This window comes from Aquamicrobium sp. NLF2-7 (assembly GCF_022359935.1).
Lineage (GTDB): Bacteria > Pseudomonadota > Alphaproteobacteria > Rhizobiales > Rhizobiaceae > Mesorhizobium > Mesorhizobium lusatiense.
The window spans coordinates 2,109,400-2,134,111 of record NZ_JAKSED010000001.1; the positions used below are offsets into that span (position 1 = coordinate 2,109,400).

General features: G+C 63.4%; 21 protein-coding genes. 5 read left to right on the plus strand and 16 right to left on the minus strand.

Translation table 11 applies throughout. The features are described 5' to 3' along the window. The first annotated feature begins 20 nt into the window (after nt 1–20). On the plus strand, nt 21–1,055 hold the full coding sequence (locus tag MIC97_RS10510) for an aspartate-semialdehyde dehydrogenase (RefSeq protein WP_239799970.1): 1,035 nt from the start codon (nt 21–23) through the stop codon (nt 1,053–1,055). Between the two features lie 95 nt (nt 1,056–1,150). On the opposite strand, the gene MIC97_RS10515 is transcribed toward MIC97_RS10510, so the two are convergent. The 8 genes from MIC97_RS10515 to MIC97_RS10550 all read right to left on the minus strand — a co-directional run bounded on the left by MIC97_RS10515 (nt 1,151) and on the right by MIC97_RS10550 (nt 11,925). After that, nucleotides 1,151–1,411: a DUF2312 domain-containing protein gene (locus tag MIC97_RS10515; RefSeq protein WP_183825499.1), complete on the minus strand. Its 261-nt coding sequence runs from the start codon at nt 1,409–1,411 to the stop codon at nt 1,151–1,153. A gap of 141 nt (nt 1,412–1,552) precedes the next feature. Continuing rightward, on the minus strand, nt 1,553–5,011 hold the full coding sequence (gene pyc, locus MIC97_RS10520) for a pyruvate carboxylase (RefSeq protein WP_239799971.1): 3,459 nt from the start codon (nt 5,009–5,011) through the stop codon (nt 1,553–1,555). A 212-nt stretch (nt 5,012–5,223) separates the two neighbouring features. Beyond that, complete coding sequence (locus MIC97_RS10525) at nt 5,224–6,342, minus strand: branched-chain amino acid ABC transporter substrate-binding protein (protein WP_239799972.1); 1,119 nt, start codon at nt 6,340–6,342, stop codon at nt 5,224–5,226. A 250-nt stretch (nt 6,343–6,592) separates the two neighbouring features. Continuing rightward, nucleotides 6,593–6,949, minus strand: coding sequence for a DUF6867 family protein (locus MIC97_RS10530; RefSeq protein WP_239799973.1), 357 nt, complete (start codon nt 6,947–6,949; stop codon nt 6,593–6,595). 295 nt (nt 6,950–7,244) lie between these two features. Beyond that, nucleotides 7,245–7,973 carry an ABC transporter ATP-binding protein gene (locus MIC97_RS10535; RefSeq protein WP_183825510.1) on the minus strand — a complete coding sequence of 243 codons (729 nt, stop codon included), beginning with the start codon at nt 7,971–7,973 and terminating at the stop codon, nt 7,245–7,247. Beyond that, on the minus strand, nt 7,973–9,454 hold the full coding sequence (locus tag MIC97_RS10540) for an ATP-binding cassette domain-containing protein (protein WP_239799974.1): 1,482 nt from the start codon (nt 9,452–9,454) through the stop codon (nt 7,973–7,975). Before MIC97_RS10540 ends, MIC97_RS10535 begins: the two co-directional genes overlap by 1 nt. Then, nucleotides 9,454–11,013, minus strand: coding sequence for a high-affinity branched-chain amino acid ABC transporter permease LivM (gene livM / locus MIC97_RS10545; RefSeq protein WP_239799975.1), 1,560 nt, complete (start codon nt 11,011–11,013; stop codon nt 9,454–9,456). The genes MIC97_RS10540 and livM overlap by 1 nt, the downstream gene beginning before the upstream one ends. A 9-nt stretch (nt 11,014–11,022) precedes the next feature. After that, a complete protein-coding gene (locus MIC97_RS10550) occupies nt 11,023–11,925 on the minus strand; it encodes a branched-chain amino acid ABC transporter permease LivH (protein ID WP_183825519.1) in 903 nt (300 codons plus the stop codon). Between the two features lie 688 nt (nt 11,926–12,613). On the opposite strand from MIC97_RS10550, the gene MIC97_RS10555 reads away from it, so the two are divergent. Next, complete coding sequence (locus tag MIC97_RS10555; protein WP_239799976.1) at nt 12,614–13,276, plus strand: GntR family transcriptional regulator; 663 nt, start codon at nt 12,614–12,616, stop codon at nt 13,274–13,276. Nucleotides 13,277–13,392: 116 nt separating this feature from the next. On the opposite strand, the gene MIC97_RS10560 is transcribed toward MIC97_RS10555, so the two are convergent. Then, nucleotides 13,393–13,869, minus strand: a complete 477-nt coding sequence (locus MIC97_RS10560; RefSeq protein WP_239799977.1) for an OsmC family protein — start codon at nt 13,867–13,869, stop codon at nt 13,393–13,395. A gap of 68 nt (nt 13,870–13,937) precedes the next feature. On the opposite strand from MIC97_RS10560, the gene MIC97_RS10565 reads away from it, so the two are divergent. After that, entirely contained in the window at nt 13,938–14,570 is a 633-nt protein-coding gene (locus MIC97_RS10565; protein WP_239799978.1) for a GntR family transcriptional regulator, read from the plus strand. Nucleotides 14,571–14,636: 66 nt separating this feature from the next. Here MIC97_RS10565 and MIC97_RS10570 read toward each other — a convergent pair whose 3' ends face one another. Then, nucleotides 14,637–16,133, minus strand: a complete 1,497-nt coding sequence (locus MIC97_RS10570) for a CoA-acylating methylmalonate-semialdehyde dehydrogenase (protein ID WP_183825530.1) — start codon at nt 16,131–16,133, stop codon at nt 14,637–14,639. 178 nt (nt 16,134–16,311) lie between these two features. On the opposite strand from MIC97_RS10570, the gene MIC97_RS10575 reads away from it, so the two are divergent. Beyond that, complete coding sequence (locus MIC97_RS10575) at nt 16,312–17,193, plus strand: LysR family transcriptional regulator (protein ID WP_239799979.1); 882 nt, start codon at nt 16,312–16,314, stop codon at nt 17,191–17,193. A 102-nt stretch (nt 17,194–17,295) separates the two neighbouring features. Continuing rightward, a complete protein-coding gene (locus MIC97_RS10580) occupies nt 17,296–17,604 on the plus strand; it encodes a hypothetical protein (protein ID WP_239801094.1) in 309 nt (102 codons plus the stop codon). Nucleotides 17,605–17,621: 17 nt separating this feature from the next. Here the strand turns inward: MIC97_RS10580 and MIC97_RS10585 are convergent, their stop codons facing one another. The 6 genes from MIC97_RS10585 to MIC97_RS10610 form a co-directional block, all read right to left on the minus strand. Further along, a complete protein-coding gene (locus MIC97_RS10585) occupies nt 17,622–18,866 on the minus strand; it encodes a Gfo/Idh/MocA family oxidoreductase (RefSeq protein ID WP_239799980.1) in 1,245 nt (414 codons plus the stop codon). Between the two features lie 27 nt (nt 18,867–18,893). After that, entirely contained in the window at nt 18,894–19,913 is a 1,020-nt protein-coding gene (locus MIC97_RS10590) for a LacI family DNA-binding transcriptional regulator (RefSeq protein ID WP_239799981.1), read from the minus strand. A 22-nt stretch (nt 19,914–19,935) separates the two neighbouring features. Continuing rightward, nucleotides 19,936–20,892: an ABC transporter permease gene (locus tag MIC97_RS10595; protein WP_239799982.1), complete on the minus strand. Its 957-nt coding sequence runs from the start codon at nt 20,890–20,892 to the stop codon at nt 19,936–19,938. Beyond that, nucleotides 20,889–21,881: an ABC transporter permease gene (locus tag MIC97_RS10600; protein WP_239801095.1), complete on the minus strand. Its 993-nt coding sequence runs from the start codon at nt 21,879–21,881 to the stop codon at nt 20,889–20,891. Before MIC97_RS10600 ends, MIC97_RS10595 begins: the two co-directional genes overlap by 4 nt. Next, a complete protein-coding gene (locus MIC97_RS10605; RefSeq protein WP_239799983.1) occupies nt 21,881–23,377 on the minus strand; it encodes a sugar ABC transporter ATP-binding protein in 1,497 nt (498 codons plus the stop codon). The genes MIC97_RS10600 and MIC97_RS10605 overlap by 1 nt, the downstream gene beginning before the upstream one ends. 159 nt (nt 23,378–23,536) lie before the next feature. Beyond that, entirely contained in the window at nt 23,537–24,562 is a 1,026-nt protein-coding gene (locus MIC97_RS10610) for an ABC transporter substrate-binding protein (protein WP_239799984.1), read from the minus strand. Nucleotides 24,563–24,712 lie beyond the last annotated feature (150 nt).

A 24,712-nucleotide genomic window follows, 5' to 3' on the forward strand; every position in this document is an offset into this window, starting at 1 on the left:
GCGACAGGAGATAGATTTCGATGGGCTTCAAGGTTGCGGTTGTCGGCGCCACGGGCAATGTGGGTCGCGAAATGCTCAACATTCTGGAAGAGCGCGGTTTTCCGGTCAGCGAAGTCGTGGCGCTTGCCTCGCGCCGCAGCCAGGGCACCGAAGTGTCCTTCGGCGACAGGACGCTGAAGGTCAAGGCGCTCGAAACCTACGATTTTTCCGACACCGACATCGCCCTGATGTCTGCCGGCGGCAACGTCTCCAAGGAATGGTCGCCGAAGATCGGCAAGCAGGGCTGCGTCGTCATCGATAATTCCTCCGCTTTCCGCACCGATCCGGACGTGCCGCTGATCGTGCCGGAAGTGAACCCCGACGCCATCGACGGCTTCTCGAAGAAGAACATCATCGCCAACCCCAACTGCTCGACCGCGCAGATGCTGGTGGCGCTGAAGCCACTGCATGATGCCGCAACCATCAGGCGCGTCGTTGTCTCGACCTACCAGTCCGTGTCGGGCGCCGGCAAGGAAGGCATGGACGAGCTGTTCACGCAGACCCGCGCCGTGTTCGTGGCTGACCCGGTGGAAGCGAAGAAGTTCACCAAGCGCATAGCCTTCAACGTCATCCCCCACATCGACGTGTTCATGGAAGACGGCACCACCAAGGAAGAATGGAAGATGGTGGCCGAAACCAAGAAGATGCTCGACCCGAAGATCAAGGTCACCGCCACCTGCGTGCGCGTGCCGGTGTTCATCGGCCATTCGGAAGCCGTGAACCTCGAATTCGAAAAGCCGATCACCGCCGACGAGGCCCGCGACATCCTGCGCGAGGCGCCGGGCTGCCTGGTCATCGACAAGCATGAAGACGGCGGCTACATCACGCCGATCGAGAGCGCTGGCGAGGATGCCACCTACATCTCCCGCATCCGCGAGGATTCCACCATCGACAACGGCCTGAACCTGTGGATCGTGTCCGACAATCTGCGCAAGGGCGCGGCCCTCAACACCGTGCAGATCGCCGAACTGCTGGTGGCGCGTGGGCTCATCCAGCCGAAGCCGAAGGCCGCCTGAGCCGCATTACAACGCTTAAAAAGAAATCGCCCTGAAGCAGCACTTCAGGGCGATTTCTTTTGGAAAGCAGCGGTGCCGGTTACAGGCTGCGGCGATCACACCATGCCGAGAGCGGCCTTGTAGAGGTCGAGGATGGATTCCTCCTCCTCGCGCTCGGCCTGATCCTTCTTGCGCAGGCGGATGATGGTGCGCATCGCCTTGGTGTCGAAGCCGGTGCCCTTGGCCTCGGCGAACACTTCCTTGATGTCGTCGGCGATGGTCTTCTTCTCCTCCTCGAGGCGCTCGATGCGCTCGATGAAGGCCCGCAGCTGGCCGGCGGCCACGGTATTGCTGGTTTCGGTGATCTCGTCGGCCATGATGTTCTCCGTATCTTTTCCGGTTGGTGGCGGCGACTCGCAAGCCCGGCCGCAAATTCAGCCCGGTTCGATGCCCGACAGGCTCGGGCGGGTCAAGCAGTTTGTGGGGCCCATCAGGCCCCGCAAACGATCTGCTGACACTCACTCGAAAACGATGAGCAGGTCCTTGGCGTCGATCTGGTCGCCGGGCCGCACCAGAAGCTCGGCCACGGTGCCGTCGCGCTCTGCATGCAGCGCCGTCTCCATCTTCATCGCCTCGATGGATACGAGCACGTCGCCGGCCCTGACGCTCTGCCCGGCCGTCACCGAGACCGTGGAGACCACGCCGGGCATCGGGGCGGCCACATGCGCCTCGTTGCCGGGTTCCGCCTTGCGCCGCGCCCTGGCGGCCGAAGCGCCATGGGCGCGGTCCGGCACCTTAACGCGGCGCGGCTGGCCATTGAGCTCGAAGAACACCGTGACCATGCCGTTTTCATCGACATCGCCGACGGCAAGGCAGCGGATCACCAGTGTCTTGCCCTTCTCGATGTCGACGAAAATCTCGTCCTCCGGCTTCATGCCGTAGAAATAGTTCGGCGTCGGCAGCACCGAGACGGGCCCATAGGTTTCCTGTGCGGCGGCGAAGTCGGAGAACACCTTCGGATACATCAGCCAGGAGGCGAATTCGGGCTCCGACAGCGTGCGCCCGATCTTCTCCTCGGCCTCCTTCCTGCCAGCAGACAGATCGGCCGCGTCCAGCAGCGAGCCCGGCCGCACGGTGATCGGCCTTGCACCTTTCAGCGCCTTCTTCTGCAGCGCCTGTGGCCAGCCGCCCGGCGACTGGCCGAGATCACCGCGCAGCATCGACACCACGGAATCCGGGAAGGCGATGTCGCGATCCGGGTTCTCGACATCGGCGACGGTCAGATCCTGGCTGACCATCATCAGCGCCATGTCGCCCACCACCTTGGAGGACGGCGTGACCTTGACGATGTCGCCGAACATCAGGTTGACGTCGTGATAGGCCTGCGCCACCTCGTGCCAGCGGGTTTCAAGGCCGAGCGAACGGGCCTGCTCCTTGAGGTTGGTGAACTGGCCGCCCGGCATCTCGTGCAGGTAGACTTCCGAGGCAGGTCCCTTGAGGTCGCTTTCGAAGGCCGCATACTGGTTGCGCACGGCCTCCCAGTAGAAGGAGATCTTGCGGATCCACTCCGAATCCAGCCCCGGATCACGCTCGCTGCCCTTCAGCGCCTCGACGATGGAGCCGAGGCAGGGCTGCGAGGTGTTGCCGGAAAACGCGTCCATCGCCGCCTCGACGGCATCGACGCCCGCTTCCACCGCCGCCAGCACGGTCGCGGCCGACAGGCCGGACGTGTCGTGCGTGTGGAAATGGATCGGCAGGTCCGTCTCCTCGCGCAGCGCCCTGAACAGAACACACGCCGCGGCCGGCTTCAGAAGGCCGGCCATGTCCTTGACCGCGATGATGTGCGCGCCCGCCGCCTCAAGCTCCTTGGCGAGCGACACATAGTATTTCAGGTCGTATTTGGCGCGGGACGGATCGAGGATGTCGCCGGTGTAGCACATGGCCGCTTCGCACAGCTTGCCCTCTGCGATCACGGCATCCATGGCCACGCGCATGTTCTCAACCCAGTTCAGGCAGTCGAAGACACGGAACAGGTCTACGCCGCCTTCGGCCGCCTGTTTGACGAAATGCTGGACGACATTGTCGGGATAGTTGGTGTAGCCGACGCCGTTGGCGCCGCGCAGCAGCATCTGCAACAGGATATTGGGGGCCGCCTCGCGGATCAGCGCCAGCCGCTCCCACGGGTCTTCGGTGAGGAAGCGCATGGCGACGTCGAAGGTCGCGCCGCCCCAGCATTCCAGCGACAGGAGCTGCGGCAGGGCCCGCGCATAGGTGCCGGCAATGCGGGCGATGTCATGGGTGCGCACGCGCGTCGCCAGCAGCGACTGGTGGCCGTCGCGCATGGTTGTGTCGGTGATCAGGACCTCTTTCCGGTCACGCATCCACTTCGCAAAGCCTTCCGGCCCCAGCGCATCCAGCCTTTGCCTGGTGCCGTCCGGGATCGGGCCGGTGAACCACGGCACCAGCGGAGCTGCGGCATCCTGCTTCGGCGCCGGCCGGCCGCGCGTCTCGGGATGACCGTTGACGCTGACATCGGCCAGATAGGTGAGCAGCTTGGAAGCGCGGTCCTGCCGCCGCACCTGCGTGAACAGTTCCGGCGTCGTGTCGATGAACCTGGTGGTGTAAGAATTGTCCCGGAATTTCGGATGCGTGATGATGGCTTCGAGGAAGGTGAGATTGGTGGCGACGCCGCGGATGCGGAACTCGCGCAGCGCGCGGTGCATGCGGCTCAGCGCCTCCTCAGGTGTGCGCCCCGAAGCCGTCACCTTGACCAGCAACGGATCGTAGAAGCGGGTGATGATGGCGCCCGAATAGGCCGTGCCGCCATCGAGGCGGATGCCGAAGCCGGCGGCCGAACGATAGCCGGTGATGCGGCCATAGTCAGGAATGAAGTGCTGCTCGGGGTCTTCCGTGGTGATGCGGCACTGAAGGGCATGGCCCTGCAGGCGGATGTCCTGCTGCGCCGGCACGCCCGATTCCGGCGTGCCGATGGCATGACCGTCGAGAATGTGGATCTGCGCCTTGACGATGTCGATGCCGGTGACCTCTTCCGTCACCGTGTGCTCGACCTGAATGCGCGGATTGACCTCGATGAAGTAGAATTTTCCGGTATCCGCATCCTGCAGGAACTCGACGGTGCCGGCGCCGATATAGTCGGTCTCATGCGCGATCTTCAGTGCATGGCCGCACAGCTCCTGCCGCAGCGCGTCGCTGAGATAGGGGGCGGGCGCACGTTCCACGACCTTCTGATTGCGGCGCTGGATCGAGCAGTCGCGCTCGAACAGATGTACCGCATTGCCATGGGTGTCGCCCAGAATCTGCACCTCGACATGGCGTGCGCGTTCGATCAGCTTTTCGAGATAGACCTCATCCTTACCGAAGGCGGCCCTGGCCTCGCGCTTGCCTTCCATGACCTCGCGGGCCAAATCGGCCTCCGAGCGGATGACGCGCATGCCGCGCCCGCCGCCGCCCCATGAGGCCTTGAGCATCAGCGGGTAGCCGATCTCGGCGGCAAGCTTCTTCACCGCCTCGATGTCGTCGGGCAGCGGTTCGGTGGCCGGGATGACCGGCACGCCGACCTCGATGGCGAGGTTGCGCGCATCGACCTTGTTGCCAAGACGGCGCATTGTAGCCGGCTTCGGGCCGATGAAGGTGATGCCGGCCGCCTCGCAGGCTTCGACGAATTCCGGGCTTTCAGAAAGCAGGCCGTAGCCCGGATGGATGGCGTCGGCGCCCGAAAGCTTCGCGACGCGCAGCACTTCTTCGATCGACAGATAGCTTTCAATGGGCCCCAGATCGCGCGCAAGATGCGGTCCGCGCCCGACTTGATAGCTCTCGTCCGCCTTGAACCGGTGCAGGGCATATTTGTCTTCTTCCGCCCAGATGGCCACGGTTTTGAGGCCCAACTCATTGGCCGCGCGGAACACGCGGATGGCGATTTCAGACCGGTTGGCGACGAGGATCTTCGTGATGGCCAATGGGATACTCCGCTGTCTGGAAGAAGGCGCGCGAATGATTAGCGTGAAAATGCTGCGGCGCAACCGGGAATGACGCGGCGTGAGGCGCTAAAATGCCCGAAACAGGCAAAAAGGCCCGGCGCTGGGCGCCGGGCCTTTGTTCGTCAGGCGGCAAGCCTGCTCCGGGCGCATTTTGCGCCAGCCGGACGAGGCCGTCCGGCTGGCGAAATGCCTTAGTCGAGCTGGAAGTAGTTGTACTTGCCGTCGTCCGCCTTGCGCCATTCGTAGACGACATAGTCGGCGTCGGTGCGGTCGCCCTTTTCGTTGAAGGAGAGTTCGCCCAGAACGGTCTTGAACGGACCCTTTTCCTTGATCGCCTTGGCCACTTCCTGAGGGTCGTTCGAGCCGGCAGCCGCAGCGGCCTGCGCGATGATCTGGGTCGAGGCATAGGCATAGAGCGTGTAGGCTTCCGGCTCGAAGCCGGCAGCACGGAACTTCTCCACCACTTCCGCGGCGGCGGGGTTCTTGCGCGGGTCGGGGCCGAAGGTGTTCAGGGTGCCCTGCACCGCGTCGCCGGCAATCGAGGCCAGTTCGTTGGAAACGATGCCGTCGCCGGAGAACAGCGGCACCTTCAGACCCTGATCTGCGGCCTGACGGATGATCAGACCAGCCTCGGTGTGCAGCCCGCCCCAGTAGATGAGGGTTACGCCGGCTTCCTTCATCTTGGCGATCAGGGCCGAGAAGTCCTTGTCGCCGGCATTGACGCCTTCATAGAGCACTTCGGTCAGGCCGGCTCCGTTGAGTGCTTTCTTGGTCTCGTCGGCAAGGCCCTGTCCGTAAGGGGTCTTGTCGTGGATGACGGCAACCTTGGCGTCCTTGTAGTGTTCCGCGATATAGGCACCGGCAACCTCGCCCTGCTGGTCGTCACGGCCGCAGACGCGGATCGTGTTCCACAGGCCGCGCTCGGTGAAGACCGGGTTGGTCGCAGCCGGCGTGACTTCGAGGATGCCGTTTTCGGCATAGACTTCCGACGCCGGGATAGCGACGCCCGAGTTGAAGTGGCCGACGACGAATTTCACGCCATCGGCAACGAACTTGTTGGCAACCGAAATGCCCTGCTTGGGATCGGAGACGTCGTCGCCGATCGACACCTTGATCTGCTCGCCGTTGATGCCGCCGGCGGCGTTGATGTCAGCTACCGCCTGCTCGGTACCCCTTTGAATCTGAGCGCCGAAAGCAGCATTCGGGCCGGTGATCGGTGCGCCGATGCCCAGCAGCACGTCGGCCCAGGCGGAACCGCTGAACACCAGCAGTGCGCCAAGCGATACTGCGGACAAGAGTGACTTCTTCATTTAAACGCTCCCATTTTTTCAGAGTGGGCGACAGTTATACTTTCGTGCGATACCCACCCATCTCGCAGAAAGCCAACCTTGCCTATTTCAAGGCAGTTGTCACGTTGATTCATCTTGCAACGACTTGTCGCCGAAACAATGAAGACAGACGGCCAGCGACAGACATCCTGCATGCTCCGGCCCGGTGCCCTGAAGCGCCGCCTTGCCGGAACCTGCATGGATCTTTGCTGCATCCGCCCGTCCTGTGCGCCTATTGGGCCCGGTCTTTCGAGCGCCAGCTCAGCGGCGATGCCTTTTCATAGAGCCAGCCATATTGCGTCACCATCTGGTTGGTTCGCGTGTAGCGATAACCAAGAAAGCCCAGCACCATCAAAATGATGGTGTCGACGCCGTAATATTGCAGGCTGAACATCGTGCCGTTGAACAGCGCATGATGAATGAAGCGGACGGCGAGCCCCAGCCCAAGCAGATAGAAGAACAGTGCCAGCTGCGGTCGCCAGGTCTGCGCGCAGGCGCGCCCGGTCATCCAGGCCGCCCAGCCACCCAGCAGACAGGTGACGAAGAAGAACTGCCAGATTGAGGGTTCCTCGTAGAGAATGCCCTGCATGATCATGTCTCCGCACTCTGCCGGAGCCCCGCCGGCTCCGGTCGCAGTTCAAACTTCCGGTTTCCGCAGAATGCCGAAGCTCCGGCATTCCGATCCCGGCTCGGAGCATTTCTGATACTCGCAGAAACGCTCCACCCCTTGTTTCTCTCAATTCCGGACCGCAAAACGCTTCGCGCTTCTGCCGGAATTGCCTTAAAGCGCATCGCGATCCATCAGATCCGCTCCTTACGCTTTAAGTCCCTGTTTTACGCATGTCTTTGTCCCGAAACCGGTTCCCGCTTTTGGACGACATGCTCTAATGGCGCCCGCCCTCCAGATAGGCGGCGCGCACCTCCGGATCGGCCAGCAGATCCTTGCCGCTGCCGCTCATCGTCACCTTTCCGTTGACCAGCACGTAACCGCGATGGGCGAGCTTGAGCGCGGCGAAGGCGTTTTGCTCGACCAGAAACACCGTCAGGCCCTCGGTCCGGTTGAGTTCGCGGATCGCATCGAAAATCTGCTTCACGATCAGCGGCGCAAGGCCAAGGGAAGGCTCATCCAGCAGCAGGAGCTTCGGCCGCGCCATCAGTGCGCGCCCGATCGACAGCATCTGCTGCTCGCCACCCGAAAGAGTGCCGCCACGCTGAGCGATACGCTCCTTCAGGCGCGGGAACAGGGTAAAGACCTTTTCCACGTCCTCATCGAAATATTTGAGGTTATCGAGGCTGGCACCCATCTGTAGGTTTTCCAGCACCGTCATGCGCGGGAAAATGCGGCGGCCTTCCGGCGACTGCGCAATACGCAGCCGTGCGATCTCATGCGTGGGAAGGCGTGTGATATCGGTGCCCGCGAAGATGATGCTGCCCGAACTTGCCCGCGGCGTGCCGAAAATGGTCATCATCAGGGTCGACTTGCCAGCACCATTGGCGCCGATAAGCGCAACGATCTCACCCTGCTGAACGCTGACGTCAACGCCGCCGAGCGCCTGAATGTTGCCGTAGAAGGTCTCGACATTCCTGACATCGAGAAGCGGTGCTGTGGACATTATTTGCGCCCTCCGCGCCTGGTTGCCGGTGCGGATGCAGCCTTGCGGGCGAGAACCTTCGCCTGACTGATCCAGTCTTCGCGGGCGATGCGCCCGTCGAAGGCCAGATAGGCTTCAGCGGCGGCGATGTCGGCCTTCTTCCAGGCTGCGATCTGATCGAAATGATAGATGCCGTGGGCGTTGAGCTTCTTCTCGTTGACCGGTCCGATCCCCTTGATGAGCTGGAGATCGTCCGCCTTGCCGCCGCGCGCTGCCGGAAGGCGGTTTGAGATGCCTGCCTCCTTGCCCGTACCGGCCGCCGGGGTCGGCTTTTCACTGGCGGGAGCGGCCTTTGAGGCGGGGCTTGCCTTCGCGGCTTTTGCCGCGCCTGCCTGCTTTGCGGGCGTTGCGGCCTTCGGGGCCGGTTCGGCTTTCGCTTTCGCCGCCTTCGCGGCCGGCTTGCGCGCGGCAGGGCTGCTGACAGCCTGCTTCGGCTTCACCTGAGCGGCCTTGCCGGCGCCTTTCTCGACCGTGACCCGCTCGCCATTGCCATGCACCACGGTATCGTTCACCGGGCCGGCCAGCATGGAGGACGACGCCTCCGGGCCGTGATCGGCATCGGGGCCGGTATCGAGTTGCTCGATGACGTCCTCGTCACCGACCTCGATCAACACCTCCTCGACCTCTTCGTCGTCAACGCCGAGATAGGCTGCGATGACGCGCGGATCGGTGCGCACCTCTTCCGGCGTGCCGTCGGAAATCTTGCGGCCATATTCCAGCACGACGATATGGTCCGAAATCTCCATGACAACCGACATGTCGTGCTCGATCAGCAGGATCGAGGTGCCGGTATTGGCCTTGATGTCGTTGAGAAGGGCGTTGAGCGCCAGCGACTCCTTCGGGTTGAGGCCTGCCGCCGGCTCGTCGAGGCACAGCAGTTCCGGATCGGTGCACATGGCCCGCGCGATCTCCAGCCGGCGCTGCGCGCCATAGGGCAGGTCGCCGGCAGGATCGTCGGCCCGATCGGTCAGGTCGGCCTTCTCAAGCCAGTGCTTCGCCTTTTCGATCGATTCGGCGGCGGCCTTTGGATAGCCACCGATGCCCAGCAGCCCCAGAATGGTGTAGCCAGAGGCCTTCATCAGCTTGTTGTGCTGGGCCACGAGCAGATTTTCCAGAACCGTCATGCCCGAGAACAGGCGGATGTTCTGGAAGGTGCGGGCTACCTTGGCCTTAGCCGTGATCTGGAAGTCCGGCAGACGCTCAAGCAGGAACTCGTTGCCCTCGCGCCCGGTGAAGCGGATCATGCCTTCGGTCGGCTTGTAGAAGCCGGTGATGCAGTTGAACACGGTGGTCTTGCCAGCCCCGTTGGGACCGATCAGCGCCGTGATCTCGCCGCGCCTGACGTCGAAGGACAGGTCACCGATGGCCACGAGGCCACCGAACTTCATCGACAGATGCTCGACACGCAGGATCGGCATCTCTGTGGTGATCGTCGCGCTCATCAGCCGTGCCCTTCCTTCGTAAACGAGCCCGAGACGGCTTTGCTCTCCTTCAGGAAGGCTGTCGGCTCGCGACTGCCGACAAACCCGCGCGGCTTCCACACCATGACGATCACCATCGCCGCGCCGAACAGCAGCATGCGATAAAGTTCAGGCGTGAAATCCGGTCCGAAGATCTGCTTGAGGAACTGCATTTCACGCAGGATCTCGGTGCCGCCCACCATGACGGCCGCCGCGACCGCGATGCCGCCAAGCGATCCCATGCCGCCCAGAACCACGATGGCGAGGATGATCGCCGATTCCAGGAAGATGAAGGATTCCGGGCTGACGAATCCCTGCCGCGCGGCGAAGAAGGAGCCGGCGAAGCCGCCGAACATGGCGCCGATGGCGAAGGCGGTGAGCTTGGTGGTGGTGGTGTTGATGCCGAGCGAGCGGCAGGCGATTTCATCCTCGCGCAGCGCTTCCCACGCACGTCCCACGGGCAGGCGGCGCAGGCGGATGGTGACGTAGCCGGTCAGCATGCACAGCGCCAGGATCAGGTAATAGAGGAAGATCTTGTAGTAGGAGCCGGACTGGGCGATGCCGAACACCTTCGAGATGTAGTTCGGGTCCGAGACGTTGAACGAGATCAGGCCGAAGAAGCTGACCTTCGGGATGCCGGAGATGCCGGCCGCGCCATTGGTCACTTCACGCCAGTTGATCAGCACCAGGCGGATGATCTCGCCGAAGGCCAGCGTAACGATGGCCAGATAGTCGCCGCGCAGGCGCAGCACCGGAAATCCGAGGATGATGCCCCACATCGCCGCCATGGCCCCGGCCGCCGGCAGCAGGATCCAGAACGACCAGCCGAACTGGGTGCCGAGCAGCGCATAGGAATAGGCGCCGACAGCGTAGAAGGCGACATAGCCGAGATCGAGCAGGCCGGCGAGCCCGACGACGATGTTCAGGCCCCACGCCAGCATCACATAGATGAGGATCTGGATGCCGAAATTATCGACCCATTTCAGCGAGCCCTGGAAGCCGAACAGCGACACCATCACGACGGGATAGAGCACCAGCAGGATGAAGCCGAGCGAATAGGAATAGGTGCTGATGAAATTGCGAAAGTAGAAGATGCCCCACGCGATCACGAAGATGATCGCCGCAGCGCGCAGCAGACCCACATAGGCGCCCCAGTAAGGGCCGACGGCCTCCTGGATGGCATTGCCGAACAGGAGCAGCGCGCCGGCCACAACCACGCCGATGATCAGATTGCGCTTGCTGAACACGCGCAGCGCAACGCTGGTGGGCAGAAGGCCGGTTTTCGCATTGACCGTCTTCTGCGATGCGAGGAACGGCATGAGATAGACGACCTGAAGGAAGCGCACGACAGCAGCCAGCACCACCACGGTCGCCAGAAGGCCCCAGCGCGTGACCAGCACCAGTTCGTTGTGAATGTTCTGTTCGGTCTTCACGCCAATGAACAGCACGAACATGAAGAAGGCGATCACCGCTGCATAGACAGCTTCGCGCAGCCCGGCAGCGATGTTGGCGCTGCCAGCAGAGTTTTTCGTTTCAGCCATGGCCATGGGTCAGACCTTTTCGACTTCTGGCCGGCCGAGAATGCCGGAGGGCATGAAGATGAGCACGATGGCAAGGATCGAGAAGGCCGCCACATCCTTGTAGTCGATGGAGAAATAGGCCGACCAGATGCTCTCGATGAAGCCGATGGCGAGGCCGCCGATCACGGCGCCCGGAATGGAGCCGATCCCGCCGAGCACTGCCGCGGTAAATGCCTTAACGCCCGGCACGAAGCCATCCGAGAAGACCACCACGCCGTAATACATCAGGAACAGGGTGCCGGCGACGGCCGCGAGCGAAGCGCCGATGATGAAGGTGATTGAGATGGTGCGGTCGACATTTACGCCCAGAAGCGCCGCCATCTTGCGGTCCTGCTCACAGGCACGCTGGGCGCGGCCCAGAGCGGTCTTGTTGACGACATACCAGAAGATGACCAGCAGCAGGGCTGTAACCACGACGATTATGATCTGCTTGAGCGAGATCGAGATGCCGTAGACATTGTAGACCTGGCTGACCATGGGAGGGATCGGCTTGTTGCGCGGACCCTGCGTGACCTGCACGAAGTTCGACAGCACGATCGACATGCCGATGGCAGTGATCAGCGGCGCCAGACGGAAGGAACCGCGCAGCGGCCGGTAGGCGATCTTTTCGATCACCCAGTTGTAGAGGCTGACCAGCAGCATCGAGACGATCATCATGATCAGAAGCGCGGCAACGACCGGTACCGAATAGAACATGGCACCAAGGATCAGGAACACGATCAGAGCCGTGAAAGCACCGACCATGAAGATATCGCCATGTGCGAAGTTGATCATGCCGATGATGCCATAGACCATCGTGTAGCCGATGGCGATGAGGCCATAAATCGATCCCAGCGTCAGCCCGTTGATAAGCTGCTGGATGAAATATTGCATATTATGCCGCTCCCCTGGAATGTCGCCGGCTCGGGCGCATTCCTTTTCGTAGTTCCCCTAGTGGTACGGTTTCAAGTCCGGATTGCAACTCCAAATTTTGTTCTTTTACGCGACTTTGGGATGAGATCGGTCCATTATCGCGGGAGGTGCATCCTGTTGGCAGGTCAGAGCGGAACCTATCATCGGACCAACGCAATGTCATTGATGTTTTGGCCGTAATTACAGCTTTATGGAAAAGGAATCACCTTCATAACAGTAAATAATAGGTGATTCTTGCAAATATCAGAAGCGACAGTCCCATCCGCAAATGCCGGCCGGCACCATCACGCAGACCTGATCACAATTCCGCTACGGAAGAATTGACGTCATTTTTCTTGTCCGGACCAGCACCGATACTTGGAGGCGGCGCAGATCGGGATGACAGGCCCTCCGCAGACGCTTTTTGCCCTCGCGCCCAGGAATCCCGCCCCCGGCCTGCCCCGCACGCACTTTCCAACTTTCGGCAAGCTGGGTGAAGCAGAACGACGCTCCGGCCCTGCCGGATTACATCGTCGTTCTCACCTGCGCGCGATCTCTGAAAAACCATGCATCCTCTTGTTCTTCCAGCGAGATACGACAGATATATCTGTGGACGACGCGAGCGGTCTGCAAAATGAACTGGTGATATATGATTTCGCGCAGCATGGAGATGCGCGTGATATCCGAACCTTTCGACAGCTCAGTTCCCGCCACCACCAGAGCCTTCAACGCGCTGGAGCGGATGGTCGTCACTCTCGAACTGGCGCCCGGAAGCTTCGTCACCGAAAGCGCGCTGATCCAGAAAATCGGCCTCGGCCGCACGCCCGTTCGCGAAGCCGTTCAGCGGCTGGCGTGGGATGGGCTTCTGGAGATCAGACCCCGCGCCGGCATCACGGTCACGCCACTTTATGGCAGCGACTGGCTGCGCATCATCGACGCGCGGCGCGGCATCGAAAAACTGCTCGCCCGATCGGCGGCACGCTTCGTCACCCGCGAAATCGCCGGCAGGTTCCATGAGGCTGCCCTTGCCATCCAGCAGGCCGTTCTGGCCACCGATGTCGTTGCCTTCCTCGCTGCCGACAAGGCGATCAACGAAGCGCTCGCAACCGCCGCCGACAACATGTTCGCATCCCGTGCAGCGGCAGCCCTGCAATCGCACAGCCGCCGCTGCTGGTTCCGCTTCCGCGCGCATCTGGGAATGGCCGACTGCGCCGCGCTGCATGTGGCGCTGATCCAGTCGGTGCTTGAGGGTGACGAGAACGACGCCGCCGTCAATGCCGACAAGTTGATGGATTTCCTGCGCGGCATGGCCGAGGACGCCGCCACCAGGTAGCCTCCCGGAAGCTGGGCGGAAGGAGCGCCGGTCTGCACGCCGGTTGCTCGGAAGTCGCTGATCGGAAGTCTCGTCTGCGCCCCGTCCTCACCAATCAGCCACGGACGCTCGGAACCTTATGCCTGAACCGTGATCTCGGGCTCGTTCCCCACCGGAAAATTGACAGATCGGGCAATGAAGCACATGGCGTGCGCCTTGTGGTGCAGGGCGGCGGCAACATCCGGGTCGGACTGAGCATCGATCACGATCTTCGGACGCAGCATCACCGACGTGAACTGACCGGCGCCATCGGCCTCCTCCACCATCTCGCCCAGCGCATCGTCCTCATAGGAGAGCACGGTTACGCCCGCCTGCGCGCAAAGCCCGAGATACCAGAGCTTGTGGCAGGCAGAGAGCGAGGCGACGAGAAGATCCTCGGGGTTCCACCGGGCCGGATCTCCCCGGAAAGCAGGATCGGACGAACCTGCGATCGCCGGCTTTGCACCCGCAGTTACTTCATGGTTGCGGCTGTAGCCGCGATACGAGCCGGTTCCCGTTCCCTCATTTCCCGTCCATGTCACTTTGACTTCGTATCTGTGCAGCTTCCCATCCACGATCAATCTCCAGATTGGATACATGTTTACATGTGTTCATGTATCAGCGCCTGTGATATGTGGCAACCATGCTCAGATCGAACACGACCGCCGACCTCATCGCCGACCAGCTGAACGCGGAGATCATGCGCGGAGATATCAGGCCCGGCGCACCGTTGCGGCAGGAGGATCTTGCCACGCGTTTTGGCGTCAGCCGCATCCCCGTGCGCGAAGCTTTGCGCCGGCTGGAGCGCGACGGGCTGGTTGCCGTCTTTCCCAATCGCGGAGCCTTCGTCATCGAGGTGACGGCGCAGGATATCCGCGAGATTACTCACATGCGCATTCTGGTGGAGTGCGATCTGATCGAACGTGCGGCAACCCTTCATGACCAAAGCGACATGGAAGCCCTTGGCGAAGCGCTTGAGCTGGCCGAGCGCACCGCCGCCACCCCGGAGTGGATCAGGACCGACCGCGCCTTTCACATGCAGCTTTACAAGCCGGCCGCCGCGCCGCGCCAGATCCGGCTCGCCATGTCGCTGCGCACCGAGGTCGAGCGCTGCAACGCTCTCTACGATCAGCTGCCGGAAGCCAGAAATGAATGGCTCACAGATCACCGGCAGATGTTCGACGCCTATGCGAGGCGCGATGCCGGCCAGGCCGCAGAATTGCTGAGCGGGCACATCCAGCGGGCCGGCGATTTCCTCCTCCGCTGCCTGAGCTGAGATCAGCCCCGAACGAAAAAAGCCGCCGGATGATCCGACGGCTTTTTTTGTGATGGAAACGAAGCGTTACTTCATCAGGGGCATCGAGAACTCGGCACCCTCCTTGACGCCGGACGGCCAGCGCGAGGTGACGGTCTTGGTCTTGGTGTAGAAGCGCACCGCATCCGGGCCGTACTGGTTGAGGTCGCCGAAGCCGGACTTCTTCCAGCCGCCGAAGGTGTAGTAGGAAACCGGCACCGGGATCGGCACGTTGATGCCGACCATGCCGACATTGACGCGGGAGGCGAATTCGCGGGCCGCATCGCCGTCGCGGGTGAATATGGCGACGCCGTTGCCATATTCATGCTCCGAAGGCAGGCGCACCGCTTCCTCGAAATCATGCGCGCGCACCACCGACAGCACCGGCCCGAAGATCTCTTCCTTGTAGATGCGCATGTCGGGCGTGACATTGTCGAACAGGCAGCCGCCGAGATAGAAGCCGTCCTCATAGCCCTGCATCTTGAAACCACGGCCATCGACCACCAGCTTGGCGCCTTCCTCGACGCCGAGGTCGACATAGCCGCGCACGCGCTCCAGCGCCTGCTTCGTCACCAGCGGGCCGAAATCGGCGCTCGGATCGGTCGAGGGACCGATCTTGAGGCTTTCCACGCGCGGGATCAGCTTCTCCATCAGCTTGTTGGCGGTTGCCTCGCCAACCGGAACAGCCACCGAAACGGCCATGCAGCGCTCGCCTGCCGCACCGTAGCCGGCGCCCACCAGCGCATCGACCGTCTGGTCCATGTCGGCGTCGGGCATGATGATCATGTGGTTCTTGGCGCCGCCGAAGCACTGCACGCGCTTGCCGTTGGCGCAGCCACGGGAATAGATGTACTGCGCGATCGACGACGAGCCGACGAAGCCGATGGCCGAAATGTCATCATGATCGAGAATGGCGTCGACCGATTCCTTGTCGCCGTTGACGACGTTGAGGATGCCGGCCGGCAGGCCCGCCTCGATCATCAGTTCGGCAAGGCGCATCGGCACGCCCGGATCGCGCTCCGAGGGCTTGAGGATAAAGGCGTTGCCGCAGGCGATGGCCGGGCCAAACTTCCACATCGGGATCATGGCCGGGAAGTTGAACGGGGTGATGCCGGCGACGACGCCGAGCGGCTGGCGCATGGAATAGAGGTCGATGCCGGGGCCCGCGCCCTCGGTGTACTCGCCCTTCATCAGATGCGGCACGCCCAGCATGAACTCGATCACCTCGACACCGCGCTGGATGTCGCCCTTGGCGTCGGGAAGGGTCTTGCCGTGCTCGCGGGCCAGCAGCTCGGCCAGTTCGTCATTGTCGCGGGCGACGAGTTCGAGGAACTTCGACAGCACGCGGGCGCGGCGCTGCGGGTTGGTGGCGGCCCAGGCAGGCTGCGCCGCCTTTGCCGAAGCAACGGCTGCATCGAGTTCGCCCTTGGTGGCCAGCGCCACCTTCGCACGCACCGAACCGTCGAGCGGCTGGAACACGTCGGCCGTGCGGCCGGAAGCGCCCTTTACATGCTTGCCGTCGATGAAATGACCATATTCAATCATCGTCTCTCTCCCTGATGGATGCCAGAATTTGCAGTGGGCCTGATTGTTCACCGTCCCGACAAGCTTGGCAATGCGAGCGGAAACGCATCCGTTGTGCAAATTTACGAGAACGAATTCGCACCGCGCTTCATTTGGTGCATAGTAAGGCTTGCCACTGGTCCAGCGGGAGGAGAGCCATATGAACTGGGACGACGTACGCATCTTTCTGGCCGTGGCGCGTTCGGGACAGATTCTCGGTGCAGCGCGGCGGCTGGAACTGAACCACGCAACGGTCTCGCGCCGCATCGGTGCGCTTGAGGAGGCGTTGCGCGCCAAGCTGTTTCGCCGCCTCACCACGGGCAGCGAGCTGACGCCGGCCGGCGAGCGGTTTCTCGAAATCGCCGAACGCATGGAAGCCGACGTGATCGCCGCGCGTTCAGCCGTCGCCGATGAGGACGAGGACATTTCCGGCTCGGTCCGCATCGGCGCGCCGGACGGCTTCGGCGTCGCTTTCCTCGCCAGACATCTTGGTGAACTGACGCGCCAGCACCGCGACCTCACCATCCAGCTCGTTCCGGTGCCGCGCTCCTTCTCGCTGTCGCGGCGCGAGGCCGACATCGCCATCACCGTCGAGCGGCCGCAGGAAGGGCGGCTGGTGGCGGGAAAGCTGGTCGACTACACGCTGGGTCTCTTCGCCTCGCGCGACTATGTCCGCGAACACGGATTGCCGCAAACTGCAGCCGAACTGCCGCAGCATGCGCTGATCGGCTATGTGCGGGACCTGATCGTCAGCCCCTCGCTCGACTATGAGGCCGAGTTCAGCCCGGACTGGCGCTCAGCCTTCGCCATTTCCTCCGCGCTAGGCCAGGCGGAGGCGGTGCGCGCTGGCGCCGGCATCGGCATCCTGCACACATTCATCGCCCGCTCCATGCCGGAACTGGTGCCGGTCGAGGTGATCCCTCCCATTCGCCGTTCCTACTGGCTGGTCTATCACGAAACGGTACGGCCGCTGCGCCGCGTGCAGGCGGCGGCAAGTTTCATCACGCGCGTGGTGGAACGCGAACGGGCCCTGTTTTGCTGATCCCGACGCTTCCGGAACAAATATAATCTTGATTGTTTTTATCCACTTTAATATGAAGGCAGCCGGGATCGGATAAAAGCGGAGTTGCGTGTCTTGACCAACATGGCGGAAATCGAGCGGCGTCAGGATGAGGCGCAGGAGCACCTGCGCATGACGCTCATGAACGAATTCTGTCGGATCATGGGCCGCAGCGGCCTGCCGCCGATGGCTGTCATGCGTCTTGCCGCGCGCGCCGTTGGCGACGTTTACCGCGAGGTCGCCGACAGCCACTCCGGGCCGAACGCCTGCCCCTGCAACTGGCGGCCGGATGAGCGCGCCGACACCGACATGCTGTGCACCGCGCTGATGGCGGCGATCCGCTTCAGGCCGGTGGCGGACCTGCGCACCATGCGCATCGCCGGTTCGGCCTGAAGCTTTTTCCTCGGGTTCTACGCGCCCCGCCGCGCAACGACCGGCACGTAATCTTCCAGCTCCGGAGCCGGAAAACGTACTGTCTCGCCGGTTTCGGCCGAGCGGTAGAGACCCATCAGCATCTCCACCACGCCCAGCCCGTCCTCGAAGGTTTCCAGCGGCGTCTCGCCCTTGCGGAAGCATTCCACCATGTGGCGGTTCTCGTCCGTGTAACCATAGACGCCCGGCTCGTCCTCCAGCACCGGCATCAGCCCCTGCTCGGCATTCTGCTTCTCGACGAGATCCTCGCCTTCCGAGCCCTTCACCTCGCGCGACATGAACACCTTCAGTCCCGTCGAAAGCGAGTTGAACTCCATGGCATATTCCGGCCCCAGCAGTTCGAGCTGGATGCGCAGGCCGGCCCCTACATAGGCCCATGAGGTGGTCGCCTCGATCACCAGCTCGTTGCCGTCCTCGTCCTCCAGCGTGATGGTGCCGCGCGCGAAATCCTCCGAGGGCCGGTTGCGGTAGTCGACCTCGGTGCCGAAGCGGGCGCGCAGCTGGTCGGCATAGTGCGGCCGGGTCCATTTCAGATTGGCGACCGTGCCATTGACCGATTTGATGGTGAGAGAGCTGCGCGGCGCGCCGGGTGCAGTCAGCAGATGGCGCGCGACCTCGACCGAATGGCACATCATGTCGGAGAGCACGCCGCCGCCCTGCTTGTCGCCCTGCCAGAACCACGGCTCATGCGGGCCGGCATGCTCCTCCGCCGCGCGGGCCAGATAGGGCCGCCCGGTGGTGGAAGCGGCGCGCCGCCAGATGATTTCCTTGCCGCGCAGCACCGGCGTGGAAAACACCTGATTTTCCAGATAGCCGTGATTGAGCCCGGCATCTTTTGCCAGCTGCAGCATTTCGCGCGCCTCGCGCACGGTGCGCGCCAGCGGCTTCTCGCAGGCAACGGCGAACACCTTGGAGCGCCCCGCCTTCACCTCGGCATGGATGGTGCGCATGATGTCGAGGCGCGTGTGATTGGGCGACAGGATCCAGATGGCGTCGACATCGCCGGCACGCAGCATCGATTCAAGGCTGTCATGGCTGGTGCAGGCGCCAAGCCCCAGTTCCGCGACCTGATCGACGAAGCGCTGGCGGTTGTCGGCGCTGCGGCTGTAAACGCCCGTCACCTCGACATTGCGCACGCCCAGCATCGACTTCAGGTGAAAATGGGCAATGAAGCCGCTGCCGACGAAACCGACCCGCAGCGTGGCTTTCGGAAACTCCGTCATGGTCGCTCCTTTCAGGAAATGCGTTGTTCAGGACATCTTGGGCGCGGCGGTGGTGCCGCGCACTTTCAGCGTGGTGGGCAGGATCACCGGCTCTTTGGGCGCTGACCCGCCGCCGAACATGTCGAGCAGCATGCCCATCGCCCGCCGGCCGATCTCGGCGCGCGGCTGCGCCACCGTGGTCAGCGGCGGGGAGAAGGCTTCGCTCAGATAGAGATCGTCGAAGCCGACCACGGAAACGTCGCCCGGCACGTCGCGCCCCATGCGGCGCAATTCGTGGATGGCGCCGAAGGCCATCTCGTCATTGGCCAGAAAGATCGCGGTCGGCGGCTCCGGCAACGCCATCAGCCGGCGGCAGGCATCGCGGCCCGATTGCAGCAGGTAATCGCCGCGCTGCTCATAACCTTCCGGGATCGGCAGGCCGGCTTCATGCATGGCAGCGCGATAGCCGTCGCGGCGGCGGATGCTCATCACCTCCGGCACGGGCCCGGAGACATGGGCGATACGGGCATGGCCCAGCCCGACAAGATGCGCGATCGCCTGCCGGGCGGCAGCATCATTGTCGATCTGCACATGCGGGAAATCCACATCCTCGATCATTTCCAGCGCCACGACGACCGGCAGGTTCGGCGACAGGCGCCGGCGAAATTCCGGCGTCGAGGGCAGCGAGCCGGTCATCAGGATCATGCCGTCGGCATGGCCGTCGCGCAGCATGTCGAAATATTCGCTTTCGCGCCCCGGATCGTTCTCGGCATTGCCCATCAGAACGGCATAGCCGGCGGCGCGCGCCGCCGCCTCCACGCCTTTGACCACGTCGAGATAGAACGGGTTGCCGATGTCGCGCACCACCAGAAGCACCGCCATGGAACGGCGGGTGCGCAGATTGCGGGCGCTGACATTGGGCCGGTAGTCGAGCGCGCTCGCCGCCTCGCGAATGCGCGTCAGCGTCGGCTCAGCGACGAGCCCGGTATCGGCCAGCGCCCGCGACACGGTGGCCGGCGAGACGCCGAGACGCTCGGCAATGTCCTTGATCTTCGGGCGCCTTGTCATGGGTTTCGTCACGCCCGCCCCATTACGCGCGCATCGAGCGGCCACGGCCGTAAAACAGCATCAGCACCAGAAGCGTTGCCCCGAACACCATCTGGCGGCCGGATTCGTCGATGTTGACGGTGGTGAGGATGCTTTGCAGGATGACCAGCAGGAACGCGCCCGCCATGGTGCCGGTATAGCCGCCCTTGCCGCCCGACAGCGGCGTGCCGCCGAACACCACGGCGATGATCGAGGCCAGCATATATTGCTCGCCGACATTGGCGAAGGACGAGCCCGAATAGCCGAGCAGGCAGATGCCGGCGATCGCCGCGAATACGCCCGACAGCACGAACAGGGCAATGCGGATCACCTTCACCGGCACGCCGGCCATGAACGCCGCCTGTTCGTTGGAGCCGATGGCGTAGATGCGGTGGCCGAAGACGGTGCGGCTGAGCAGGAAAGCCATGACGAGGCCGATGGCGACCCACAGCCACAATATGCCGGGCAGGCCGAGCAGGAAGTCGCGCGATACGAAATCGGCCAGCGCCGGTGCCGCGCGCCCCGAAGGGATGCCCTGCCGCACCACGACCAGCAGGCCCTGCAACACACCCAGCATGCCGAGCGTCATGACCAGCGGCGGGATGCGCAGCAAAGTCACGCCGATGCCGTTGATCAGGCCGAAGAAAGCGCCAGTGGCGATACAGGCAAGGATGGCCAGCGGAATGCCGCCATTCTCGCCCGCCATCAGATTGCCGGCGATGATGGCGCTGAGCGACACCACGCCGCCGACCGACAGGTCGATGCCCTCGCGTCCGCCGAGGATGACGAGGTTCTGGCCGGCCGCGACGATGCCGAGAAGGGCCGCCACGATCAGCAGACGCAATATCTGCTGGCCGGACGCGAAGCCCGGCGACAGCGTCTCGCCCAGCCACAGAAGGGCTGCGATCAGGATCAGGGCCACCACCAGCGGCTGCCTGAGGAAGGTGGTCACGCCGCTCATGCCCGCGCCCTCCGCCCGACCAGCACGCCGGTCATCAGCGCCAGGAGGATGGCCGCGCCCTGAACGAGGTTCTGCCATTCCGAGGGCGTGCCGACGAAGAACACCAGCGAGTTGATGAAGCCGATGATCAGCGCGCCGATGACCGAGCCGACAACGGTGCCGTAGCCGCCGGACAGGGCGCTGCCGCCCAGAACGACGGCGGCGATGGAGAACAGCGTCATCTTGCCGCCGACCAGCGGATCGCCGCTCGCCGTGTCACCGGTGATGCAGAAGGCGGCGAGTGCCGCGAACACGCCGCACAGCGCATAGCCGCCCATGCGGATGCGGGTGACCGGCAGGCCGCTCTGGAACGCCTCCTGCTGACCGTCGCCGACGGCAAGCAAGCGCAGCGACAGGCGCGTGCGCACCAGCACCACAAGCAGGATCGCGAACAGCACCGCCATGTAGAAGACGAAGGGAATTTCGAGAATGCGCCCGCCATAGGTGCGCCAGAAGGCGGTGGGCGCCGGCGTTCCCGCCACCGGCTGGATGTAGAGCGCGAGCCCGGTGAAGAAGATCGACGTGGCGAAGGTGGCGACGATGGCCTGCAAGCGAAGTGCGGCCACCACAAGGCCGTTGACGATGCCGCAGGCGAGCCCGGTCGCCAGCCCGATGGCCAATGCTACGAAGATGGTGACACCATCCCCGCCCCATTGCGCCATGACGCCGACGATGACGACATTGACCAGCGACACGATCGCGCCTGCCGAAAGATCGATGTCGCCGGCATAGATGACATAGGTCTGGGCGACAGCCAGAAGCATCAGCGCCAGATAGGTTTTGATCTGCCCGGTCATACCGATCAGCGAGACGCTGCGCGGCTGGAACCAGCCATTCAGCGCGATCAGCACCAGAAGAATGATCAGGGCCGGCAGGAACGGGTAGCGCTCGAACGCGCGCTTGACGGCGCTGCTGCTGCGGGAACGGGCGGGTGCCTCGATGCTTGCCATCATGCAGCCTCGTATGCGGCCTGGTAGAGGTTGAAGCGGGTGCGCTCCGCGCCGGTCAGCTCGCGCCGGACCGAGCCTCCGTTGAACACGAGGATGCGGTCGGCATTGTCGAGCAGCTCGGCGTCCTCGGATGCATAGAGCACGATGCCCATGCCTTCCGCGGCCAGCTTTCGGATCAGCGTGAACAGGTCCGTCTTGGCGGAGAGATCGATGCCCTTGGTGGGATCGTCGAGCAGAAGCACGGCCGGGCGGTCGATCAGCCAGCGCGCGATCACCACCTTCTGCTGGTTGCCACCGGAAAGCGACGAGATCGGATGGCCAAGGCCCGCGAATTTGGTCCTCAGCGCCTGCAAAGCGGGCAATGCCTTCGCCGCCAGCGCGGAAGGATTGGCCAGCACCATGCGCTCGCGCAGATAATGGATCGGCATGACGTTTTCGAGGATCGGACGGCCCGTCACCACGCCGTCGCGCGAGCGGTCGCCCGACACATAGGCGACGCCCTGCCGGATGGTCTCGCGCGGGTTGTTCGGGTGGAGCGCTTTGCCGCCGAGTTCGACATGGCCCGAGGCCGGCGGGTTCGCGCCGAACAGCGCCCGCAGCACGGCCGACTGGCCCTGCCCGTGCAGGCCGCCAAAGCCGAGGATTTCGCCGGCACGCACCTCGAAGCTGACGTCCGAGAAGCCGGCACCGGAGAGATGTCTCACCGACAGCACCGAAGCCGCGCCGGCCCGGGCGGTGGCAGCTTCGGCAGGCGCTGCCGCTTCTTCCTGCGCGCCCACCATCAGCGAGATGATCTCGGCCGGCGTGGTGTCCGCGATCTGGCGGGTGCCGACGATCTCGCCGTCGCGGATGACGGTGGCCCGGTCGCCGATCGCAAAAATCTCGTCCATGCGGTGCGAGATGAAAATGATGGAGCGGCCTTCGCGCTTCAGATCGCGCAGGATCTCGAAGAAGCGCTCGACCTGCGCCCGGTCGAGCGCAGAGGTCGCCTCGTCGAAGATGAGCACCGACGCCTCGCCCGCCAGCGTCTTCATGATCTCGACGAGCTGGCGCTGATCGGCGCGCAGATCCTGCACGACCGCATCCAGCGAAAAGCCCTCGCCGGTCACACCCTCGAACAGCGCGGCATATTTCGCAGCCCGTGCTTCCAGCGCCCTGCGGTCCACGAAGGCTCCGCGCGACGGCAGGTCGGCAAGGCAGATGTTCTCAGCCACCGTGCGGTGCGCGGCCAGCGACAGCTCCTGATAGAAGATGGCAATGCCGAGCGCCCGCGCCGCCTGCGGGCCGCTGATGGTAACCGGCTTTCCGTCGAGAACGATCTCGCCCGTATCGGGCCGCACGGAGCCGGCGACGATCTTGGACAGCGTGCTCTTGCCGGAGCCGTTGGAGCCCATCAGCACATGCACCTCGCCGGCCCCGATGTCGAGATCGGCATGGCGAAGCGCCTTCGTCGCGCCATAGCTCTTGGCGACGCTCTTGAGTTGCAGCCTGCTCATGGTCCTGCCGTCATCATCCGGTGGCGGGGGACAAGCCCCGCCTGCCGTTTCCGGAGCGTTTCCGCCTTGCCTCGAAAGACGGAAACGCCCTCACCTTCTGTTCTGTGCAATCCCGGCAAAAGCGCGATGCTGTTTTACCGGGATTGCACGCTCGCTCGCTTACTTGAACAGCGCCTCTGCGTCGGAGATCGACAGCGCGCTGGTGTAGGAATAGTAGCCGGGCTTGCCTTCGACCTGCCTGGCTGCTTCCTCCAGATTGGAGCTGTCGATGAACGGGATCGGCAGGTACATCGCGTTCTTGTACTGGCCCGCTTCCGCCGGCTCCTTCAGCTCCTTGCCCTGCAGCATCAGCACGGCAACGTTAAGCGCCGAAGCCATGACGCCCGGAGGGTTCACCGACGCGCCGGAGTTCAGCTTGTCCTTGGTCCAGAGATCGATGAAGTCCTTGCGGATCTCGCCGGTGGCGGCGATGGAACCGGCCTTGCCCGCATCCATAATCGACTTCCAGGCGCCGGCGGCCATGCCGTCCTGCACCCACACGCCGTTGATGTCGGGATAGGTGGCGAGCAGGTTCTGCATGGCCTGCTGGCCCTGCGCCTGATCCCAGTTGGCGTTCACTTCGTTGACGACCTTGATGTCGGGATGCTTTGCGAACACTTCCTTGTAGCCTGCGACGCGCATCTCGTTGGCCGGATGGCCGGCGACGCCGTTGATAGCGACGACATTGCCCTTGCCGTCGAGCGTCCTGGCCAGCCACTCGGCGCCCGCAGCGCCCCACGCCTTCTGGTCGATGCCGACATAGATTGCGTCCGGCGAGGAGACTTCGGCATCGGTGGCGATGACGAGGATGCCGGCTTCCTTGGCCTGCGCGAACACCGGATCGAAGGCGGTCGGGCTGTTCGGGTTTATGATGATGGCATCGACGCCGGCGCTGATGAAATTGCGCACATGGGCGATCTGGCCGGGCACGTCGACATTGGCGCTCTGCACTTCGACGGTGACGTTGACGCCCTTTTCCTTCCACGCCTCGGCGGCGGCCTTGGCCTCATCGATCATCTGCGTGCGCCACTCAGAGCCGACCCAGCCGTTGGAAAGGCCGATCTTGAAATCCTGCGCGAATGCGGAGACCGCCGAAAATGCGAGTGCAACGCCCGCAACGGCGGAGAGTATGTGCGACTTCTTCATGTGAAATCCTCCCTGGAGCTCAGTTTCGGGAATGAGTTTAGAGACAAATGAAATCGATTTCAACGGGGATCGGAAGCGCTCACCGATTCGTGCATCCGGCCCGGAAGGAGCAGGAAATCCGCCGCCGCATGGCGCCCCCGGAACATTCCC

Bases quoted from the DNA above. Each gene is read 5' to 3' on its own strand.
- MIC97_RS10510 (WP_239799970.1), top strand. From the start codon at position 21: ATGGGCTTCAAGGTTGCGGTTGTCGGCGCCACGGGCAATGTGGGTCGC.
- MIC97_RS10515 (WP_183825499.1), bottom strand. From the start codon at position 1,411: ATGGCCGACGAGATCACCGAAACCAGCAATACCGTGGCCGCCGGCCAG.
- MIC97_RS10525 (WP_239799972.1), bottom strand. From the start codon at position 6,342: ATGAAGAAGTCACTCTTGTCCGCAGTATCGCTTGGCGCACTGCTGGTG.
- MIC97_RS10530 (WP_239799973.1), bottom strand. From the start codon at position 6,949: ATGCAGGGCATTCTCTACGAGGAACCCTCAATCTGGCAGTTCTTCTTC.
- MIC97_RS10535 (WP_183825510.1), bottom strand. From the start codon at position 7,973: ATGTCCACAGCACCGCTTCTCGATGTCAGGAATGTCGAGACCTTCTAC.
- MIC97_RS10540 (WP_239799974.1), bottom strand. From the start codon at position 9,454: ATGAGCGCGACGATCACCACAGAGATGCCGATCCTGCGTGTCGAGCAT.
- livM (WP_239799975.1), bottom strand. From the start codon at position 11,013: ATGGCTGAAACGAAAAACTCTGCTGGCAGCGCCAACATCGCTGCCGGG.
- MIC97_RS10550 (WP_183825519.1), bottom strand. From the start codon at position 11,925: ATGCAATATTTCATCCAGCAGCTTATCAACGGGCTGACGCTGGGATCG.
- MIC97_RS10555 (WP_239799976.1), top strand. From the start codon at position 12,614: ATGCGCGTGATATCCGAACCTTTCGACAGCTCAGTTCCCGCCACCACC.
- MIC97_RS10565 (WP_239799978.1), top strand. From the start codon at position 13,938: ATGCTCAGATCGAACACGACCGCCGACCTCATCGCCGACCAGCTGAAC.
- MIC97_RS10570 (WP_183825530.1), bottom strand. From the start codon at position 16,133: ATGATTGAATATGGTCATTTCATCGACGGCAAGCATGTAAAGGGCGCT.
- MIC97_RS10575 (WP_239799979.1), top strand. From the start codon at position 16,312: ATGAACTGGGACGACGTACGCATCTTTCTGGCCGTGGCGCGTTCGGGA.
- MIC97_RS10580 (WP_239801094.1), top strand. From the start codon at position 17,296: ATGGCGGAAATCGAGCGGCGTCAGGATGAGGCGCAGGAGCACCTGCGC.
- MIC97_RS10585 (WP_239799980.1), bottom strand. From the start codon at position 18,866: ATGACGGAGTTTCCGAAAGCCACGCTGCGGGTCGGTTTCGTCGGCAGC.
- MIC97_RS10590 (WP_239799981.1), bottom strand. From the start codon at position 19,913: ATGACAAGGCGCCCGAAGATCAAGGACATTGCCGAGCGTCTCGGCGTC.
- MIC97_RS10595 (WP_239799982.1), bottom strand. From the start codon at position 20,892: ATGAGCGGCGTGACCACCTTCCTCAGGCAGCCGCTGGTGGTGGCCCTG.
- MIC97_RS10600 (WP_239801095.1), bottom strand. From the start codon at position 21,881: ATGGCAAGCATCGAGGCACCCGCCCGTTCCCGCAGCAGCAGCGCCGTC.
- MIC97_RS10605 (WP_239799983.1), bottom strand. From the start codon at position 23,377: ATGAGCAGGCTGCAACTCAAGAGCGTCGCCAAGAGCTATGGCGCGACG.
- MIC97_RS10610 (WP_239799984.1), bottom strand. From the start codon at position 24,562: ATGAAGAAGTCGCACATACTCTCCGCCGTTGCGGGCGTTGCACTCGCA.